Genomic DNA, 17,148 nt, shown 5'->3' with positions numbered 1-17,148 from the left:
CGGGCACCCGCGTGCGGGTGGGATTCGGCAGAATGGCCCGGTGGAGACGACGCCGCCGTGGACGGACCCGACCGGCCTGCTCACCCTGCCCGGCGGCGCCACCGTGCGCGGGCGTCGGGTCGCCGCGCCGGCCGCGCCCGCCGACTTCGCCCTGTTGCTGGCGCCCGGGCCCGATCCGGCCTGGGCGGCCCGGCGGGTCCGTTGGCCCGACTTCTGGGTTCCGCTTGATCGGGCCGACGCCCTCGACGCCATGCGTGAGGGCTGGCGGCGGGCCTATGCGGGCCAGCGGGTCGAGGTGGCCTGCCGCGGCGGCATCGGCCGCACCGGGACCGCCCTCGCCGCCCTGGCCGTGCTGGACGGCCTGGATCCGAGCCGGGCGGTGGCCTGGGTGCGCACGCGCTACCATCCGCGTGCCGTCGAGACGCCATGGCAACGGCGGTGGCTGCGCGGCGTCCGGTGACCGGCGTCGATCCGGGCGCACCGGCCGGGGCGACCACGGTCGGGAGCCGCCGCGAAGGCGCAGCGTCACCGTTCGGGTGAGCCGCGCCGCCTCCGCGCGCGGGGCTGGGTAGGGTGCCTCCTCATGAGAGCCCGGGTTCTGGCCGTCGTCACCGCCGTCACCCTGCTCGTCGCCGGGGCGCCCGTCCCGGCCGAGGGCGTCGCCGCGGCGGGCGCCGCACCCGCGGCCACGCCGCCCTGCCCCCGCCGGCCCGCGCCGAAGGTCTCCCGGCCACCGCGCCCCGTCGCGCCGGCACCGACGCCCGAGCAGCTCGCGGTGGGCGGCGCGGCGCTGGCCGCGCCCGGCCTGGTCACCCCGCCCGGCAGCGCCACGCCCCCGGCGGTCACCGCCACCACCTGGCTGGTCGCCGACCTGGACAGCGGCGCCGTGCTCGGCGCCTGCGGCCCGCATGTGTACGGCACGCCGGCGAGCACCCAGAAGTTGCTGCTGGCCGCCACCATGCTGAACCGGCTCGACCCGAAGCAGGTGGCCGTCGCCACCCGCGCCGACCTGGACATCGAACCGGGCAGCTCAGCCGTCGGCCTGCTCGTCGGTGGTCGTTACGCGGTCGAGACGCTCTGGCTGGGCCTGCTGCTCCAGTCCGGCAACGACGCGGCGAACATGCTGGCCCGGCTGGGCGCCGGCAGTGCCGGGGCCGGGGTGGCCGAGATGAACGCCGAGGCCCGCCGGCTCGGCGCGCGCCAGACCCACGCCGTCACCCCGTCCGGGCTGGACGGCCCGGGGCAGTTCACCAGCGCGTACGACCTGGCGCTGATCGCCCGGTCCTGCTTCGCCGACGTCCGGTTCCGGCGGTACGCGCAGACCGAACGGACCCAGATCCCGGCCCAGCCGGCGTTGAAGAAGGGCGGGTTCCAGATCCAGAACGAGAACCAGCTCCTCTACCGCTATCCGGGGGCGATCGGTGGCAAGACCGGCTTCACCGAGCTGGCCCGGCACAGCTACGTGGGTGCCGCCGCGCGGGACGGACGCCGTCTGGTGGTGACCCTGCTCGGTGCCGAGGCCCGACCGGTACGCGGGTGGCAGCAGGGCGCGCAACTGCTCGACTGGGGCTTCTCGCTGCCCCGGGACGCCTCGGTCGGCCGGCTCGTCGATCCGGGTGAGCTGGACTCCGCGCCGGTCGAGCCGGAACCGGCCCCGGTGGCCGCCGCCCCCACCCGGCCCGCGCCGCCGCCCTGGCGGGGACCGGGGGGCACCGCGCTGCGCCGGATGGCCGACGGGGACTGGCAGCTCATCGTGCCCACCGCCGGGTTGCTCGCGCTCGCCGTCGGTACGGTGGCGGCGCTGCTCGCCGCCCGCCGCAACCGCTCCCGTCGACCCGGCCGCCGCCGCGACTGACGACCGCGCGGGCGGGCCGCCGGTCGGGCGGATCGCGGGCGTTGTCGTCCCGCCGCACCTCGGGCCGCCCTATCGTCGGATCATGCGGGACAGCCGGTCGGCCGACGGGGCGGGGCCGGCACCCCGGCGCGTCCGTGCGGCCCGCTGAGAGCGGTGATGTCGCGCCGCCGGCGGTCGTCCCACGTCCGGGTCACCCGCCGGGACGTGTTCCTGCTCGTCATGCTCGGTCTGCTGGTGCACTTCCTGCTGCCCCAACTCGGCCAGGTCCGCGCCGCGCTGCGGGAGGTGGCGCACGCCGGCCCGCTGCCGGTGGCCGGGACGCTGCTGGCCGCGGCCACCACCTACCTGCTCAGCGCCCTGTCGCTGCGGTTCGCCGTCGCGGCCCCGCTGCCGTTGGGCCGCACGGTCGCGGTGCAGGTGGCCTCGTCCTTCGTGAACCGGCTCGCGCCGGGCGCGGTCGGCGGGGCCGCGTTGAGCCTGCGGTACCTGCGCCGGCAGGGGTTGGACACCGCGGCGGCGGCCACCGGCGTCGCCGTGGACCGGGTGTCCGGGGTGCTCGGGTTCGCACTGTTGCTGCCCGTCCTGTTGCCGTTCGCCCAGGGCGCCCGCCGGCATCTCGCGGCCGCCGCCGCCGGACGCGGGCTGACCGTGCTGGTGATCGTGCTCGCCGGGCTGCTGGCCGCCGCCGTCGCGTTGGCCGTCCCGCGCTGGCGTACCCGGATCGGCGGGGCCCGGCGGCGGGCCGTCGACGCGCTGCGGGCGCTGGTGCGAGGCGGGCGCGTGGTGCCGTTGCTGCTGGTGAGCATGGCGCTGACGCTCGCCTACGGTGCCGCGCTCTGGTCGGCGCTGCTCGCCGTCGGGCTGGCCGCGACGGCGTCGCTGGTGGCCCCGGTGGTGCTGGTGTCCGTGGTGGGCGAGGGGGTGTCCGGCGCCGCACCGACGCCCGGCGGTCTCGGCGCCACCGAGGCGGCCCTGGTCTCCGGGCTGCTGCTCTATGGCGTGCCGACGGGCACGGCGGTGGCCGGGGTGCTCGTCTACCGCCTGGCCACTTTCTGGCTGCCGGTGCCGCCCGGCTATCTGGCGTTACGCCTGCTCGTCCGGCGTGGCGTGGTCTGAGCGCGGCCGACCGCGTGGACGCCGCCCCGGCGGGTATGCGCCGGGCATGGGGCACCCGGGACGGATCGTGGTGGTCTCCGCGGACATCGCCGCCGGGCACGACCGGGCCGCCGACGAGCTGGCGGAGCGGCTACGTGGCCGGGGCTTCGAGGTGGACCGGTTGAACCTGCTCGACCTGCTGCCCGGTCCGCTGCACCGGGCGGTGCGCGAAACCTACCGGGGGGTGCTGCACCGGCTCCCCTGGGGCTACCAGCTGCTCTTCTCGCTGACCAGCCGGTCGCGGACGTCGGTGCGCGCCCTGCGCGCCCTGCTGCGCCCGTTCCGCCGTCCCCTGCGCCGGCGCATTCCGCCGGACACCCGGGCGGTGGTCAGCACCTACCCGTTCGCCAACCAGCTGCTCGGGCCGCTGCGGCGTCGCGGGCGGCTCCGGGTCCCGGTGCTCACGTACGTGACCGACCTCGTGGTGCACCCGACCTGGCTGGCGCCGGGCGTCGACGTCTACTGCGTGCTCCGGCACGCCGAGCGGCAGCCGTCCGCCGGCGTCGACGTCACGGTGGTCCGACCGCTGGTGTCCCGGGCGTTCGACGGGTACGGCGAGTGCGACCGGCGGCGGCTCCGGCAGCGGTTCGGGCTGCCGGTGGACGGCGTGCTCGCCCTGGTCGTCGCGGGCTCCTGGGGCGTCGGCGAGGTGGCGGCCACGGTGGCCGAGGTCGGGGCGGNNNNCGCGGTGACGGGCGGCATGTGCTGGGGTGGGTGGACGACATGCCGGCGCTGATGCGGGCCGTGGACGTCGTGGTGGAGAACGCGGGCGGCCTGACCTGCCAGGAGGCCCTCGCGGCCGGCGTGCCGGTGGTGACCTACCGTCCCCTTCCTGGCCACGGGCGGGCGAACGCCGCCATCCTGGCCCGGTCGGGCCTGACCCGGTGGGCCGGCNNNNCGCGACGGCGGGCGGCCCGAGGAACCGGCCGGGCTGGTCGCCGAGGCCGCGCGCCGGGCCGAGCCGGCCGGACCGGCCGCGCCGAACCGCCGGCCGCTGCTGGATCCGGTGGGTGACGCGGTCGCCGTCGTCGCGGCGCTGCTCCAGTCCACCGGCGGGCTGCGGTGAGAACCGCCGCCCTGGCCCGGGTCGCGGCGGTGGCGCTGCCGGCGGTCCAGGCGGCGCCGGCGGTGACCGTGTTGCCCGCCGTCCGTCGGCGCCTGCTGCCCGGCCTGCACGGTCTCGGCGCGCCCGACCGGGTCGCGCTCACCTTCGACGACGGCCCGGACCCGGAGTCCACGCCCCACTTCCTGGACGTGCTCGCGGCGCACCGGGCCCGGGCCACGTTCTTCGTGCTCGGCGCGATGCTGCGGGACCACCCGGACCTGGGCCGCCGGCTGGTCGCGGCCGGTCACGAGGTCGCCCTGCACGGCTGGGCGCACGACAACCTGCTGCTGCGCGGACCGGCCGGCACGATCCACGACCTGCGCCGGGCGTACGAGCTGGTGGCGGACGTGACCGGTACGCCGCCGAAGTTCCTGCGCCCGCCGTACGGGGTGCTCACCGCCGCGACGCTGCTGGCCGCCCGGCGGCTGGGGCTGCGTCCGGTGCTGTGGAGCTGCTGGGGCCGGGACTGGACGGCGACGGCCACGGCGGACACCGTCCGACACCGGGTCCTGGCCGGCCTGCGCGGTGGTGGCACCGTGCTGCTGCACGACTCGTCCCACGCCGCCGCGCCGGGTGCCTGGCGGGCCGGGCTGGGCGCGCTGCCCGGCATCCTGGCCGAGTGCCGCCGCCGGGGCTGGCACATCGGCCCGCTCGCCACCCATGGGCTGCCCGCGTCCTGACCGGCGGTCGCGGACCCTATCCCATGGCACCCGGCCGGGGGCGCGAATCCCGGACCCGGTGACCCGTTCGGGTCGGCGTGGCTAGCGTCCGGGTCATGAGGACCTGGGGATCGTCCGTGGCGCTGGTCGCCGCCCTGCTCCTGCCCCTGTCGACGCCGGTGACACCCGCGGCGGCCGGCGTGCGGGCCGGCGGGGCGTCGGCCCGCCGCCCGCCCGGCGGAGCGCCGCCCTGCCCGAACGTGCCGGCCCCGGCCACCCGGCCACCGCAGCCGCCACCCCCGCCCGACCCCGCCGACCGGGCCGTCGGTGGGGCCGCGCTGGACACCACCGGCCTCGTCGTCCCGCCCGCGGCGACGACGCCCCCGGCGGTGACCGCGACCTCGTGGCTGGTCGCGGACCTGGACACCGGCGCGGTGCTCGGCGGCTGCGGCCCGCACGAGTACGGCGTCCCGGCGAGCGTGCAGAAGCTGTTGCTGGCCGCCACGATGCTGCCCCGACTGGACCCGGACCGGGAGGTCACCGTGACCGCCGGGGACCTGGCGATCGAGCCGGGCAGCTCGGCGGTCGGGCTGGCCGAGGGCGGGCACTACCGGATCGAGACGATCTGGCTGGGCCTGCTGCTGAAGTCGGGTAACGAGGCGGCGAACGCGCTGGCCCGCCTCGGCGGCGGCCCGGACGGACTGGCCGGCGGCGTCCGGGCGATGAACGTCGAGGCGCGCCGGCTGGGCGCCCGGCAGACACACGCGGTCACCCCGTCCGGGCTGGACGGTCCGGGGCAGTTGACCAGCGCGTACGACCTGGCGTTGATCGCCCGGGCATGCTTCGCCGACCCGGCCTTCCGCCGGTACACCGCCACCCGCACGGCGCAGGTGCCCGCCCAGCCGGCGCTGCGCGAGAAGTCCTTCCAGATTCAGAACGACAACCGGCTGCTCGACTCCTACCCGGGTGCGATCGGCGGCAAGACCGGCTTCACCGACCTGGCCCGGCACACGTACGTCGGCGCGGCCGAGCGTGGCGGGCGGCGGCTGGTGGTCACCCTGCTCGGCGCGGAGGTGCCGACCCAGCGGGGCTGGCAGCAGGGCGCCGCGCTGCTGGACTGGGGTTTCGGGCAGCCCCGCAACGCCGCGGTCGGGCGGCTGGTGGAGCCCGGGGAACTGGAGCGCACCACGACGCCCGGGGCCGGGGCGGCCTCGGCCCTGGCCGGGCGGGCCGACCTGCGCGGCGGCACGGCGGCCACCGACGCCCGGCCGGGCACCGGGGTGTCGGTCGCGGTGGGCGTGGTGCTGGTGGCCGGGGGAGCGGTGCTGCTGGCCCGGCGACGCCGGCACGCCGCTGCGGTCGCCCTGTCGACCGGCCCGGCGCTGGCCGAGTCGGAACTTCCGGAAGACGGCTGAAATGCCCCCGGTCGGCTACCGGGCGGCGGGCGGCGCGGTGCTGTCGCGCACCACGAGTTCGGTGGCCAGCTCGATCCGGGGCGACTCGATCTCCTCGCCCTGGGCCAGCCGCAGCACGGTGCGGGCGGCGAGTCGGCCCATCTCCACCAGCGGCTGGCGCACGGTGGTCAGCGGCGGTGAGGCCCATCGGGCCTCGGGCAGGTCGTCGAAGCCGACCACGCTCACGTCATCGGCGACGCGCAGCCCGCGCCGGCGCACCGCCTCGTACACGCCGAAGGCCATCTGGTCGCTGGCGGCGAAGATCGCCGTCGGCGGGTCGTCCAGGCCGAGCAGTTCGTCGCCGGCGGTGTAGCCGGAGGCGTGGTAGAAGTCGCCGGGACGGACCAGCCGGTCGTCGGTCGGCACGCCGGCGGCCGCCAGGGCCGTCCGGTAGCCGTCCAACCGGGCGCGGCTGCACAGCAGGTGCGGTGGGCCGGCCACGAAGCCGATCCGCCGGTGGCCCAGCTTCAGCAGGTGCTCGGTGGCGGCCAGGCCACCGTTCCAGTTGGTGGCGCCGATCGCCGGCGCGTCCGTCCCGGCCACCCCGGCGGCCGGGTCGACCACCACCACCGGCACGTTGAGCCGGCGCAGTTGGGCCTGCACCGGCGGGCTCAGGTGCGAGGTCACCACGATCACGCCGTCCGAGGCGCGGGCGCGCAGGTTGTGCAGCCACTGCCGGGTCGAGCTGGACTCCTGGTGGACGGCCGAGACGACGGTGCCCACCCCGGCGGCGTGGCCGACGTCCTCCACCCCCCGGATGATCTCCACGGCCCAGGGGCTGTCCAGGTCGTTGAAGACCAGGTCGACCAGGTCCGCCCGGCGTACGGTGCGGCTGCCGCGGCGCCGGTAGCCGTGGTGGCGCAGCAGCTCCTCGACCCGTTCCCGGGTGTCCGGCGCGACGTCGGAACGCCCGTTGAGCACCCGCGACACGGTGGGCACGGAGACACCGGCCTCCCGTGCGATCGCGGTGATGGTCACCCTGCGTTCGTCGTCCGCGCTCACCCGTGTCCCCTTCGCCGGCTGCCGGAACCGTCCGGAAAACCGTGCCGCCCTACCGACATCCTGCCGTACGGCGAGGGCTTGACGACAGGCCGGGCCGCCCCTAGCGTTCGCACGGGCCGCGGAAACATTCCGGAAATCTCCCGGGCGCTTCCGGTGTCCACCGTCGTCGTCCCACCGCACGAGTCCTCCCCACCGACCCGCGAGGAAGCCGAGGCGTGTTCACCGACCTGCCCGAGGCGGAGCTCCGCCAGTACCGCAGCGACCTGCGCGAGCCGCCGGACTTCGACGCGTTCTGGGCCGACACGCTGACCGAGGCGCGCTCCTGCGGTGACCCGGCGGAGGCCACCCCGGTGCCCACCCCGCTGGCCGGGCTGGACGTGTTCGACGTGACCTTCCCGGGCTTCGCCGGCCAACCGGTCCGGGCCTGGCTGCGGGCGCCCCGCGCCGCGTCCGGGCCGCTGCCGACCGTCGTGCAGTACGTCGGCTACGGCGGCGGGCGCGGCCACCCGCTGGAGAACCTGCTCTGGTCCGCCGCCGGCTTCGCGCACCTCCAGATGGACACCCGGGGGCAGGGCTCCGGGTGGAGCCGGGGCGACACGCCGGACGTCGCGGCGGCCGGGCCGCAGGCGCCGGGGATGGCCACCCGGGGTGTGGAGGACCCGCGCCGCTACTACTACCGCCGCTTCCTCACCGACGCCGTCCGCGCCGTCGACGCGGCGTGCGGCCTGCCGGCCGTCGACCCGGACCGGATCGCCGTGCTGGGCCACAGCCAGGGCGGCGCCGCCGCGCTGGCCGCCGCCGCGCTGACGCCCCGGGTGCGCGCGGCGGTGGCGCACGTGCCGTTCCTCTGCGACATTCCCCGCGCGGTGACGATCACCGACACCATGCCCTACCGCGAGATCCGCGACTACCTGGCCGTGCACCGGGACCAGGAGGAGCAGGTGCTGCGCACGCTGGGCTACGTCGACGGCGTCGCCTTCGCCCGGCGTGCCACCGTGCCAGCCCGCTTCTCCGTCGCGCTGATGGACGACATCGTCCCGCCGTCGACCGTCTTCGCCGCCTACCACGACTACCGGGGCGACAAGGACCTGACGGTCTGGCGCTTCAACGGCCACGAGGCGGGCGGCATCGACGACGACGCCGCCGCACTCGACTTCCTCCGCGACGTGCTGACCGGCTGACCGCCGGTCTCGGCGATTGCCGGCCCGGCGCTCGGTGCGGCTGGTAGACACGGCAGGGTGGGCACCGGCAGACGCGCGACGGCGGTCCTGGTCGCGGCGGCCACGGCGTTCACCGCGGCCTGCCAGCGCCCGCCCCCGCCGCCGCCCCCGCCGTCGGTCACCCCGACCGGCCCCCGCGCCCCGGCCGACATCGTCGACCTGGCCACCGTCGACCCGAGCGTGCGCACCGACATCCGGTACGCCGGCGCGCACAACTTCGTCGGCCGGCCGATCGACGGCTACGCCGAACCGCTCTGCCTGCTCACCCGCCGGGCCGCCGAGGCGTTGCGGCGGGTACAGGCCGCCGCGCTCACCGGCGGCCACAGCCTGAAGGTGTACGACTGCTACCGCCCGCAGCGGGCCGTGAACGAGTTCGTCGCCTGGGCGAAGCGCCCCGACGAGCAGCAGATGAAGGGCGAGTTCTATCCCGACGTGCCGAAGGGCCGGCTCTTCGCCGACGGGTACATCGGCGCGCCGACGGCGCACAGCCGGGCCAGCACCGTGGACCTGACCCTGGTGCCGGTGCCCACCCCCGACCAGGCCGGGTACGCGCCGGGCCAGCCCCTGGTGCCCTGCACCGCCCCCGCCGGCCGCCGCTTCGGCGACGACTCGGTCGACATGGGCACCGGCTTCGACTGCTTCGACCCCCGCGCCCACACCGCCGACGCCCTGATCAGCGACACCGCCCGGGCCAACCGCGCGCTGCTGCGCGAGCTGATGACCGCACAGGGCTTCGATAACTACCCGCGCGAGTGGTGGCACTACCGCTACCTAGACGAGCCGTACCCGACCACCTGGTTCGACTTCCCCGTCCGGTAAGGAGGGGCCCCCTATTAACGCCTCCGGTATAGGAGGGGCCCCCGCTTAACACCGCGCCCCGTCAGGGCCGGCGCAGGGGGAGCCAGGCCAGCACCTGCTGGATCTGCGTGTCCCAGTAGCCCCACTCGTGGTCGCCCGGACCGAAGTCGACCGTGACCGGCAGCCCCCGCCGCCGGGCGGCGTCGACGAACCGCACGTTGTCCTCGTGGAGGAAGTCCTCGGTGCCGCAGGCGACGTAGAGCGCGGGCAGGTCCGCACCGGCCCGCTCCAGCAGTGCCACCGTGTCATCGTGCTCCGGTGCCGGACGGTCGCCCCAGACGGTGTGCCACACCGCCGGGTCGACCGGCCTGCTCGAGTGGTTCCGTCGGTGCACCACGTCGAGCGCACCGGACAGGCTGGCCGCCGCGGCGAACCGGTCCGGGTGGCGCAGCGCCCACTTCACTGCCCCGTAGCCGCCCATCGACAGGCCCGCGACGAACGTGTCCTCCCGCCGGTCGGAGAGGCGGAAGAAGGACCGGCACACCTCGGGCAGCTCCTCGCTGAGGAACGTCCAGTAGCGGTTGCCGTGCGCCTCGTCGCAGTAGAAGCTCCGCCGCACCTGCGGCATCACCACGGCCAGCCCGAGCGGGGCGACGTAGCGTTCGATCGAGGTGCGCCGGGTCCAGACCGTGTCGTCGTCGCTCAGGCCGTGCAGCAGGTAGAGCACCGGCGGGTCGCCGTCGCCGGCCGCGCCGGCCATGCCGATCCCGGCCGCGCCGACCTCGGGCAGCAGCACGGTCATCGAGGTGCCCATGCCGAGCGCCTCGGAGAAGAAGTCACACCTGATCCGGGCCATGGCCCGGCAGCGTACCCCGGTGTAGGCCGCTGGCCCGACGGGCGCTCGCACCGCCCGTCACGGGCGCGGATGCCGGCCCGACGGAGGCCGGATCGACGGCACCTATTGCCGTCGGCGGTCGGGCGGGACAGGATGGCCATGCGCGCCGGAAACGTGTTCGTAACCTGCGCGTTGCTGGTCTCTGTCCACGAGGAAGTGGGAGTCAGTCATGAGCGACGTGTCGGCCGCACTGGGTGTGCGCCTCTACCCGGATCTGGTCGAGCCGGGCGGCCTGGCTCCCGCGCTCGCGCGGACCGCGCACGCACACCAGCTCGACGTCGGCGAAATCACCGCCCCTGAGCAGGGGCGCAGCCGGTTCACCTGCGCCGAGCTGACCTCCGAGCGGGGCGTGGTCTGCGTCAGCCTCGGCGCCCAGGCCCGCTACTTCATGATCGACCTGCGGGTGGACGGCGAGGTCCAGGCCCGCGGTGACGCCACCGACCTGCTCCAGGTCGCGCAGGTGGCCGCCGCCTGGCGGGCCGGCACGACGCTGGCCGAGCTGACCGGTCGTTACTCCTTCATGGAGGAGATGAAGCGCCACCCGGTGGCGCAGGCAGGCTGAGGAGGGCGTCGATCAACGCGCCCAGCGCGGGCTGCGCCGGCCGGGTCTCCCGGACCACGGCGTAGATCGTCCGGACCGGTTCCGGGCGGCGGACCCGGCGGACGGCGACGCCCGCATGGCGGGTGCCCAGTCCCAGCTCGGGGATGAGGCTGACGCCAAGGCCGGCCGCGACGAAGCCCTGGGCCGTGGCATAGTCCTCCGCCTCCGCCACGATGTCCGGGCTGAACCCGGCCGCGGCGCAGGCCTCGACGATCGGCTCCAGGCAGGGACCGGGAGGTTCGCTGCCGACCCAGGGCTCGCCGGCGAGTTCGGCCAGGTTGACCACCTGTTGCCCGGCGAGCGGGTGCCCGGCGGGCAGCACGGCCCGGTAGACGTCGTCGAGCAGGCGTACCATCCGCAGGCCCGGGCGGCTTCCGTCGCCCGGCCGGCGGACCACGACGGCCAGGTCGGCGTCACCCCGCGCCACGGTCGACAGCAGATCGTCCGGATCGGTCACCTTGGCGTCGATCGACACGCCGGAGTGCTCCCGGCGGAGCCGGGCGAGGGCGGGTGCCAGCAGGGTCGGCCCCACCGAGGCGAAGTAGCGGATCGTCAACCGCCCCGTACGCCCGGCGCGCAGGTCGGCCAACGCGGTCTCGGCCTCGGCGAGACGCTGACTGATGAGGGCCGCGTGTTCGGTGAGCAGGCGGCCCGCCGCCGTGGGCCGGACACCTCGGCCGACTCGTTCGAGCAGCGCGATCCCGGCCTCCCGCTCCAGCGCCGCCACCTGCTGGCTGACGGCGGACGGGGTGTAGCCGAGGTGCGCTGCCGCCGCGGTCACCGACCCGCTGGTGACCACCGCTCGCAGCACCTGGAGACGCCGGACGTCCATCATGTAGCAGACCTTAACGGTGATGCAGAAACCTTTGCTTTTCCTTTTCGATGGCACGCGGCACCGTTCATGCCGTGGACCGGACATGGGCATGGATTCGGGTGGGTGTGCTCGCCCTCCTGTGGGGATCGACCTTCCTCTGGATCGAATTGGCGCTGGACGACCTGACGCCGGTCCAGGTCACGCTCAGCCGCTGCGTACTCGGATCGGCCGCGCTGCTCGCCGCGTGCCTGCTCTCGGGTCGACGGCTGCCTCGGGGCGCGGTCTGGGGTCACGTCGTCGTGGCAGCGTTCTTCTGCAACGCCCTGCCGTTCGCCATGTTCAGCATCGGACAGCAGACCATCGACTCCGGAGTGGCAGGGGTGTTGAACGCGACCACTCCGCTCTGGTCCCTGGTGATCGGCGTCGTGATCGGCTCGGAGCGCGGGCTCCGGCCGGTCCGGCTGGGCGGGCTCCTGCTCGGCTTCGTCGGAGTGGTGCTGATCTTCGCGCCCTGGCAGACGTCGGGGCCGGTGGGGTGGGGTGCCCTCGCCATCGTCGCCGCGGCGGCGAGCTATGCCGTCGGCTTCGCCTACCTGGGCCGACGCCTGGTCGGCCGGGGTATCCCCACCGTCTCGCTGTCCGCCGCGCAGCTCGTCGCGGCGACCGGCCTGACCGCGACGACCCTGCCAGCCGGTGGCCTGACGCCGATCGAGCTCCACCCGAGGAGCCTGGTCGCGGTCGTGATCCTGGGCGTGGTCGCGACCGGGGTCACCTTCCACCTGACCTACCGGATCATCGCCGCCGAGGGCGCCACCAACGCCGCGACGGTCGGCTACCTGCTCCCGGTGGTCTCGGTCGCGCTGGGCGCTGTCGTGCTGCACGAGGCGTTCAGCGTCCGGGTCGCCCTCGGGATGCTGGTCGTCCTGACCGGGGTCGGCCTGACCCGCCGACGACCGGCAAGGCGTGGCGACGGCCCGGATCGGTCACCCGCTGCCCAGCGACCAACCGTCGATCATGAGGTTGGCGGTCCGACACGCCGGTGACGGTCCCGCCAACTTCATGATCAACGGGGCGGGTCCGGGGTGGGGTGGGGGTATTGGGTTGCTGCTCTGTGGCGGCGGACGTAGCGTGAGCGGGCAACGTCAGCCCGGTCCGATCCAGGGAGCACGCCGTGTCGCAGCAGAATCGCGCCCGAGGTGAGCGGCCCCGCGCCGCGTGCCGGTGCCCTGCTCCTTGCGGCGGGCACGGGCGGTTGCCACGCGCTGTCCCGGCCTGACGCTGGCCGAGGGTTGCGCCCGTCGGCACGTCGTCGCACGACCGCGTAGGTCTGCGCCTGCGGCACGGCAGCGCCTCCACCCGCGAAGGATGGAGGCGCCGCCGGGGTGTCGGGGTCAGCGGGTGCAGTTGACGAGCGCCCGCACCTGGTAGAGGCCCGGCAACGGCTGCGTCGCGAAGTTCCCACCGGGGCTGCACTGCGTGGCCGGGTCGAACCCGTCCGCGCTGGCGAGGGCCCACGCGTTGTTCGTGGCGTAGTACAGCGCGGTGAAGTAGTTGTTGTTCAACCCGATGCCCACGTAGGACCTGGTCTCGGCGGCGTGTGCGGGGCCGGCGGCCAGGACGGATGTGGTCACCGCCCCGGCCAGCATCATGGCTGCGGCGATCCGACGAAGTGCAGGCATCAAGGCTCCTCATGCTCGATCCGACGCCCGAGCTTGGCAGAGCGACAGAGACATCGACAAGGGTCAAGGAGATAACAATGGGTTTCACGCCGCTGGCCGGCACCCGGGCGCCGGTCCGGGTCTGGACCGACCCGTACGCGATCGAGGCGCAGGCGGCCCGGCAGCTACGCAACATCGGCGCGCTGCCCTGGGTGCAGGGCGTCGCGGTGATGCCGGACGTGCACTTCGGCAAGGGCGCGACCGTCGGCTCGGTGATCGCCATGCGGCAGGCGGTCTCGCCGGCCGCGGTCGGTGTCGACATCGGCTGCGGCATGTCCGCGGTCCGTACCTCGCTCACCGCCGCCGACCTGCCCGACGACCTGGGGCCGCTGCGTTCGGCGATCGAGGCGGCGATCCCGGTCGGGTTCGCGATGCGCGACCACGCGGTGGATCCGCGCCGGGTGCGTGGCCTGGAGCAGGCCGGCTGGGACGACTTCTGGCGCCGGTTCGCCACGCTCGACCGGCGGGTGGCGCAGTTGGAGACGCGGGCGCAGCGTCAGCTCGGCACGCTCGGCGGCGGCAACCACTTCATCGAGGTGTGCCTGGAGCAGGGCGGCGCGGACGACGGCCGGGTCTGGCTGATGCTGCACTCCGGTTCCCGCAACATCGGCAAGGAGTTGGCCGAACGGCACATGGCGGTGGCCCGCGGGCTGCCGCACAACGTCGACCTGCCGGACCGGGACCTCGCGGTGTTCCTGGCCGGCACGCCGGAGATGGACGCGTACCGCCGGGACCTGTGGTGGGCGCAGGAGTACGCGCGGCGCAACCGGGCGGTCATGCTGGCGCTGCTCGGCCAGGTGGTGCGCGACGCGTTCCCGCGGGTCGGCTACGACGAGCCGATCTCGTGTCATCACAACTACGTGGCCGAGGAGCGCTACGACGGGGTGGACGTGCTGGTGACCCGCAAGGGCGCGATCCGGGCCGGGGCGGGCGACCTGGGCATCATCCCCGGCTCGATGGGCACCGGCTCGTACATCGTGCGTGGCCGGGGGAACCCCGACGCGTACTGCTCGGCGTCGCACGGGGCCGGGCGGCGGATGTCGCGGGGGCAGGCGAAGCGGACGTTCAGCACCGACGACCTGGCCGCCCAGACGGCCGGCGTGGAGTGCCGCAAGGACGCCGGCGTGGTCGACGAGATCCCCGGCGCGTACAAGGACATCACCGAGGTGATGGCCCAGCAGGAAGACCTGGTCGAGGTGGTCGCGCATCTCAAGCAGGTCGTCTGCGTGAAGGGCTGAGACGGGGCCGGCGTTCTTCCGGACGCCGGCCCTACCGGGTGCCCCGGACCATCCGTACGCCGATGGCGACCGCGCCGATGACGAGCAGCGCGGACAGCAGTTGCAGGCCGGGGGAGTCGTCGGCTTCGCCGTACGCGAGCCCGGCGACGCCGAGCACGACGGCGAGCGACGCCGCGGCGGCGACCAGGTATCTCATCGATCCTCCTCGTCGGTGACGTATTCGAGCAGGTCGCCGGGCTGGCAGCCGAGCACCCGGCACATCGCCTCCAGCGTGCTGAAGCGGACGGCCTTGGCCCGGCCGTTCTTCAGCACGGCGACGTTGGCGGGCGTGAGCCCGACCCGCTCGGCGAACTCGCCGACGCTCATCTTGCGCCGGGCCAGCTCGACGTCGATGCGGACGACGATGGGCATCAGATCACCGCTTCCATGTCGGTGCGCAGCGTGGTGGCCTGCCGCAGCAGCGTACGCAGCACGATCATCAGCAGCCCCAGCACGCTGACGCCGGTGGTCAACAGGAAGAGCAGCAGCGGTAGCCCCGGGTCGTCCGCGTGGAAACCGACGTAGAGGAAGACGCCGACCAGCACCGCCCAGGCGGCGGCGACGGCCCAGACGATCCGGTCCACCCAGGCCAGCGACGCCTCGGTGAAGATCCGGTCGGTGCGGACCAGGGTGAGCAGTTGCCAGGTGCACACGATCACCACCTGCACGCAGAGCACCCAGAAGACGGTCACCGCGGTGGCCGGCCACCTGAGGTACGCCAGGTCCGGGTCCTCCCGGGCCAGGTGGGCGAACTGGCCGGGCAGCGACAGGGTCTGGAACAGCACCAGGATCCCGAACAGCAGGACGAGAAAGGCGCGGAGTGCCGTCACCGCGCGCTCGGTAGTCAACATGCATCGACTATCGCTCGCAACCTATCGAAAGTCAATCGGTTCCCCGCGTTCGGCGAACGGTCACCCGTACAGCGGATGGTCGGCCTGGAAGGCGAGCCGGCGGTCCGCGCCGGCGGCCAGGTCGGCGAGCACGTCGTCGAGAGCCAGGAAGGTCTGCCAGCGCTGCTGCCCGGTGATGTCCGCGAGCCGGTCCACCACGAGCTGCTCCAGGTCGGTGACCCGGCGGCCCTTCCACACGTTGTCGGCGAGGCTGACCAGCAGGTCCTCCAGTTGCGTCCCGGGGGCGTGCCAGGCGGCGTGGGTGACGGCGAAGCGGGCCCGCTCCTCGGGCACCCCGTAGCGCAGCAGCAACTGGTAGCCCGCCTCCTCGTGCGCGGAACCGGGACCGGTCAGCTCGGCCGGGTGCTCGACCTTGCCCAGGTCGTGCACCGCCGAGCCGAACAGCACCGCCTGGCGGTCGAACGGCACCGCGCCGAAGCGTTCGGTGAACGCGGCGGTGAGGTGCCAGGCGACGTCGTGCACCAGCCGCAGGTGCGCGCCGAGCCGAGGCGGCGCGGCCAACGCGAGGAGAAGCTCGGCGGCCACCCCGGGCAGCGGGAGCAGCGGTGGGTCGCCCGGTTCGGTCAGGGCACGGCGCAGCGCGTCGGAGGTCACCGGGGCGAGGCTACCGGCTGCCCGGCAGGTGACGATCGGTGTTGCCCGACTGGCGGACGGTGAACCACCTGCTCGCCCGATCCCGGCCCGATGCTCCGGTGCGGAGGGTGGAGCCGACGTCTACCACGGGGAGTCCACATGACCGGAATGAATCGTCGTACCCTGCTACGCGCCGCCGCGCTGACCGGCGCGGCAGCCGCGACCGGGCTGGCCGGTGCGCCGGCGTTCGCCGCCTCGACCACCGCGGCGGTCGCCAACGGGCCGTGGCTGGTCAGCGTCGGCTGGGGCGTGCGCCAGATCGACCCGGGCCACACCACCCCGCGGTGGCTGTTCGACGACGGCGACAACGCCAAGGCCTCACCGGACGGCCGGTACGTGGCCTGGGTGAACACCGGCTGGTCGGGCGACGGCACGCTGCTGCCCTACGTGGCGGTGTACGACCGGGTCACCGGCCAGAAGCGCACGCTGCTCGCCGACCCGCCCGGCGTCCACTACGGCGCCCCGACGTGGTCGCCGGACGGCACGGAGATCGCCCTCGTCACCGGGGCGCAGGCGGACACGCTGATCGCGGTCGACGTGACGACGGGTGGCACCCGCGTGCTGGCGCAGGGGCACTCCATGCGTGAGCCGGACTGGTCCCGGGACGGCTCGAAGATCGTCGTGCGCTGGCGCAGCCGCTCGGAGGGCTGGCAACTGCGCGTGCTGGAGCTGGCCACCGGCACGGTGCGACGGCTCTACGCGCCGCAGGCGGGGGAGCAGGTCGGCGGACCGGTGTTCACGCCCGACTCGCAGCGCGTGGTGTTCTACACCAGCCGCTGGTATCCGGACCTGGAGACCCGCAACCAGTCGCTGGCGTCGGTGCGCGTCGGCGGCGACGGCCTGAAGAAGCTCACCGACGAACCCCGGTTCTACCTGTCGCCGGTGTTCTCCCCGGACGGGCGCTACTGCGCCGCGCTGTCCATCCCGGACAGCAACGAGTACCCCGACGGCGGCAACATCATCGTCTTCACCCGGGGATTCGACGCGCAGTGGTGGATCGCCGGCGACGAGTACGACGACAGCTCCCGACTGGACTGGGCACGCGCCATCT

At 74.7% G+C, this 17,148-nt stretch carries 20 protein-coding genes; 12 read left to right on the top strand and 8 right to left on the bottom strand.

Annotated features, from left to right (window positions below):
* The first annotated feature begins 40 nt into the window (after nt 1-40).
* From B1205_RS02810 to B1205_RS02785, 6 genes are all read left to right on the top strand, one after another.
* The gene (locus B1205_RS02810; RefSeq protein WP_089154161.1) at nt 41-460 is read left to right on the top strand and encodes a protein-tyrosine phosphatase family protein; all 420 of its coding nucleotides are present in this window, start codon (nt 41-43) and stop codon (nt 458-460) included.
* Between the two features lie 123 nt (nt 461-583).
* The gene (locus B1205_RS02805; protein WP_089154160.1) at nt 584-1,855 is read left to right on the top strand and encodes a D-alanyl-D-alanine carboxypeptidase family protein; all 1,272 of its coding nucleotides are present in this window, start codon (nt 584-586) and stop codon (nt 1,853-1,855) included.
* Between the two features lie 156 nt (nt 1,856-2,011).
* Nucleotides 2,012-2,971, top strand: a complete 960-nt coding sequence (locus B1205_RS02800) for a lysylphosphatidylglycerol synthase transmembrane domain-containing protein (protein WP_089154159.1) — start codon at nt 2,012-2,014, stop codon at nt 2,969-2,971.
* A 46-nt stretch (nt 2,972-3,017) separates the two neighbouring features.
* Nucleotides 3,018-3,746 carry an MGDG synthase family glycosyltransferase gene (locus tag B1205_RS02795; RefSeq protein ID WP_441338432.1) on the top strand — a complete coding sequence of 243 codons (729 nt, stop codon included), beginning with the start codon at nt 3,018-3,020 and terminating at the stop codon, nt 3,744-3,746.
* Between the two features lie 326 nt (nt 3,747-4,072).
* Nucleotides 4,073-4,795: a polysaccharide deacetylase family protein gene (locus tag B1205_RS02790; RefSeq protein WP_089154158.1), complete on the top strand. Its 723-nt coding sequence runs from the start codon at nt 4,073-4,075 to the stop codon at nt 4,793-4,795.
* Between the two features lie 95 nt (nt 4,796-4,890).
* Nucleotides 4,891-6,189, top strand: a complete 1,299-nt coding sequence (locus B1205_RS02785; protein WP_089154157.1) for a D-alanyl-D-alanine carboxypeptidase family protein — start codon at nt 4,891-4,893, stop codon at nt 6,187-6,189.
* A gap of 15 nt (nt 6,190-6,204) precedes the next feature.
* Here B1205_RS02785 and B1205_RS02780 read toward each other — a convergent pair whose 3' ends face one another.
* Entirely contained in the window at nt 6,205-7,230 is a 1,026-nt protein-coding gene (locus B1205_RS02780) for a LacI family DNA-binding transcriptional regulator (RefSeq protein ID WP_089154156.1), read from the bottom strand.
* A 215-nt stretch (nt 7,231-7,445) separates the two neighbouring features.
* Here B1205_RS02780 and B1205_RS02775 point away from each other — a divergent pair, with 215 nt between their 5' ends.
* Nucleotides 7,446-8,411: an acetylxylan esterase gene (locus B1205_RS02775; protein ID WP_089154155.1), complete on the top strand. Its 966-nt coding sequence runs from the start codon at nt 7,446-7,448 to the stop codon at nt 8,409-8,411.
* A 57-nt stretch (nt 8,412-8,468) separates the two neighbouring features.
* The gene (locus B1205_RS02770) at nt 8,469-9,269 is read left to right on the top strand and encodes a M15 family metallopeptidase (RefSeq protein WP_089154154.1); all 801 of its coding nucleotides are present in this window, start codon (nt 8,469-8,471) and stop codon (nt 9,267-9,269) included.
* Between the two features lie 61 nt (nt 9,270-9,330).
* Here the strand turns inward: B1205_RS02770 and B1205_RS02765 are convergent, their stop codons facing one another.
* On the bottom strand, nt 9,331-10,104 hold the full coding sequence (locus B1205_RS02765) for an alpha/beta hydrolase (protein ID WP_089154153.1): 774 nt from the start codon (nt 10,102-10,104) through the stop codon (nt 9,331-9,333).
* Between the two features lie 208 nt (nt 10,105-10,312).
* Between B1205_RS02765 and B1205_RS02760 the strand changes: the two genes are divergently transcribed.
* Nucleotides 10,313-10,705: a hypothetical protein gene (locus B1205_RS02760; protein ID WP_089154152.1), complete on the top strand. Its 393-nt coding sequence runs from the start codon at nt 10,313-10,315 to the stop codon at nt 10,703-10,705.
* Here the strand turns inward: B1205_RS02760 and B1205_RS02755 are convergent.
* The gene (locus B1205_RS02755) at nt 10,662-11,579 is read right to left on the bottom strand and encodes a LysR family transcriptional regulator (RefSeq protein ID WP_089154151.1); all 918 of its coding nucleotides are present in this window, start codon (nt 11,577-11,579) and stop codon (nt 10,662-10,664) included. The two genes, B1205_RS02760 and B1205_RS02755, sit on opposite strands and share 44 nt — an antisense overlap.
* A gap of 98 nt (nt 11,580-11,677) precedes the next feature.
* Between B1205_RS02755 and B1205_RS02750 the strand changes: the two genes are divergently transcribed.
* Nucleotides 11,678-12,601 (top strand): DMT family transporter, encoded by a 924-nt coding sequence (locus tag B1205_RS02750; protein WP_369597244.1) that lies wholly within the window; start codon nt 11,678-11,680, stop codon nt 12,599-12,601.
* A gap of 348 nt (nt 12,602-12,949) precedes the next feature.
* Here the strand turns inward: B1205_RS02750 and B1205_RS02745 are convergent, their stop codons facing one another.
* Nucleotides 12,950-13,237: a hypothetical protein gene (locus tag B1205_RS02745; protein WP_140157961.1), complete on the bottom strand. Its 288-nt coding sequence runs from the start codon at nt 13,235-13,237 to the stop codon at nt 12,950-12,952.
* A 77-nt stretch (nt 13,238-13,314) separates the two neighbouring features.
* Here B1205_RS02745 and B1205_RS02740 point away from each other — a divergent pair, with 77 nt between their 5' ends.
* Complete coding sequence (locus B1205_RS02740; RefSeq protein WP_089154148.1) at nt 13,315-14,514, top strand: RtcB family protein; 1,200 nt, start codon at nt 13,315-13,317, stop codon at nt 14,512-14,514.
* A 31-nt stretch (nt 14,515-14,545) separates the two neighbouring features.
* Here the strand turns inward: B1205_RS02740 and B1205_RS29485 are convergent, their stop codons facing one another.
* The 4 genes from B1205_RS29485 to B1205_RS02725 are packed head-to-tail and all read right to left on the bottom strand — an operon-like array spanning nt 14,546 to nt 16,058.
* Nucleotides 14,546-14,710 carry a hypothetical protein gene (locus B1205_RS29485; RefSeq protein ID WP_176308401.1) on the bottom strand — a complete coding sequence of 55 codons (165 nt, stop codon included), beginning with the start codon at nt 14,708-14,710 and terminating at the stop codon, nt 14,546-14,548.
* A complete protein-coding gene (locus tag B1205_RS02735; RefSeq protein ID WP_089154147.1) occupies nt 14,707-14,925 on the bottom strand; it encodes a helix-turn-helix domain-containing protein in 219 nt (72 codons plus the stop codon). Before B1205_RS02735 ends, B1205_RS29485 begins: the two co-directional genes overlap by 4 nt.
* A complete protein-coding gene (locus B1205_RS02730; protein ID WP_089154146.1) occupies nt 14,925-15,404 on the bottom strand; it encodes a DUF2975 domain-containing protein in 480 nt (159 codons plus the stop codon). The genes B1205_RS02735 and B1205_RS02730 overlap by 1 nt, the downstream gene beginning before the upstream one ends.
* A 60-nt stretch (nt 15,405-15,464) precedes the next feature.
* On the bottom strand, nt 15,465-16,058 hold the full coding sequence (locus tag B1205_RS02725; protein ID WP_089154145.1) for an HD domain-containing protein: 594 nt from the start codon (nt 16,056-16,058) through the stop codon (nt 15,465-15,467).
* 138 nt (nt 16,059-16,196) lie between these two features.
* On the opposite strand from B1205_RS02725, the gene B1205_RS02720 reads away from it, so the two are divergent.
* Nucleotides 16,197-17,148, top strand: a 952-nt coding sequence (locus B1205_RS02720) for a TolB family protein (protein WP_089154381.1), incomplete at its 3' end; no start/stop codon positions are given.

It is taken from the genome of Micromonospora sp. NBS 11-29, from assembly GCF_002140155.1.
GTDB lineage: Bacteria > Actinomycetota > Actinomycetes > Mycobacteriales > Micromonosporaceae > Micromonospora.
The sequence above is the reverse complement of the archived record's forward strand: the minus strand, read 5'-3'. Positions and strand labels throughout refer to the sequence as shown.

Excerpts from the sequence above, each read along its gene's own strand:
- B1205_RS02755 (WP_089154151.1), bottom strand. The coding sequence starts at position 11,579 with ATGATGGACGTCCGGCGTCTCCAGGTGCTGCGAGCGGTGGTCACCAGC.
- B1205_RS02805 (WP_089154160.1), top strand. The coding sequence starts at position 584 with ATGAGAGCCCGGGTTCTGGCCGTCGTCACCGCCGTCACCCTGCTCGTC.
- B1205_RS02730 (WP_089154146.1), bottom strand. The coding sequence starts at position 15,404 with ATGTTGACTACCGAGCGCGCGGTGACGGCACTCCGCGCCTTTCTCGTC.
- B1205_RS02785 (WP_089154157.1), top strand. The coding sequence starts at position 4,891 with ATGAGGACCTGGGGATCGTCCGTGGCGCTGGTCGCCGCCCTGCTCCTG.
- B1205_RS29485 (WP_176308401.1), bottom strand. The coding sequence starts at position 14,710 with ATGAGATACCTGGTCGCCGCCGCGGCGTCGCTCGCCGTCGTGCTCGGC.
- B1205_RS02740 (WP_089154148.1), top strand. The coding sequence starts at position 13,315 with ATGGGTTTCACGCCGCTGGCCGGCACCCGGGCGCCGGTCCGGGTCTGG.
- B1205_RS02760 (WP_089154152.1), top strand. The coding sequence starts at position 10,313 with ATGAGCGACGTGTCGGCCGCACTGGGTGTGCGCCTCTACCCGGATCTG.
- B1205_RS02800 (WP_089154159.1), top strand. The coding sequence starts at position 2,012 with ATGTCGCGCCGCCGGCGGTCGTCCCACGTCCGGGTCACCCGCCGGGAC.
- B1205_RS02745 (WP_140157961.1), bottom strand. The coding sequence starts at position 13,237 with ATGCCTGCACTTCGTCGGATCGCCGCAGCCATGATGCTGGCCGGGGCG.
- B1205_RS02735 (WP_089154147.1), bottom strand. The coding sequence starts at position 14,925 with ATGCCCATCGTCGTCCGCATCGACGTCGAGCTGGCCCGGCGCAAGATG.
- B1205_RS02765 (WP_089154153.1), bottom strand. The coding sequence starts at position 10,104 with ATGGCCCGGATCAGGTGTGACTTCTTCTCCGAGGCGCTCGGCATGGGC.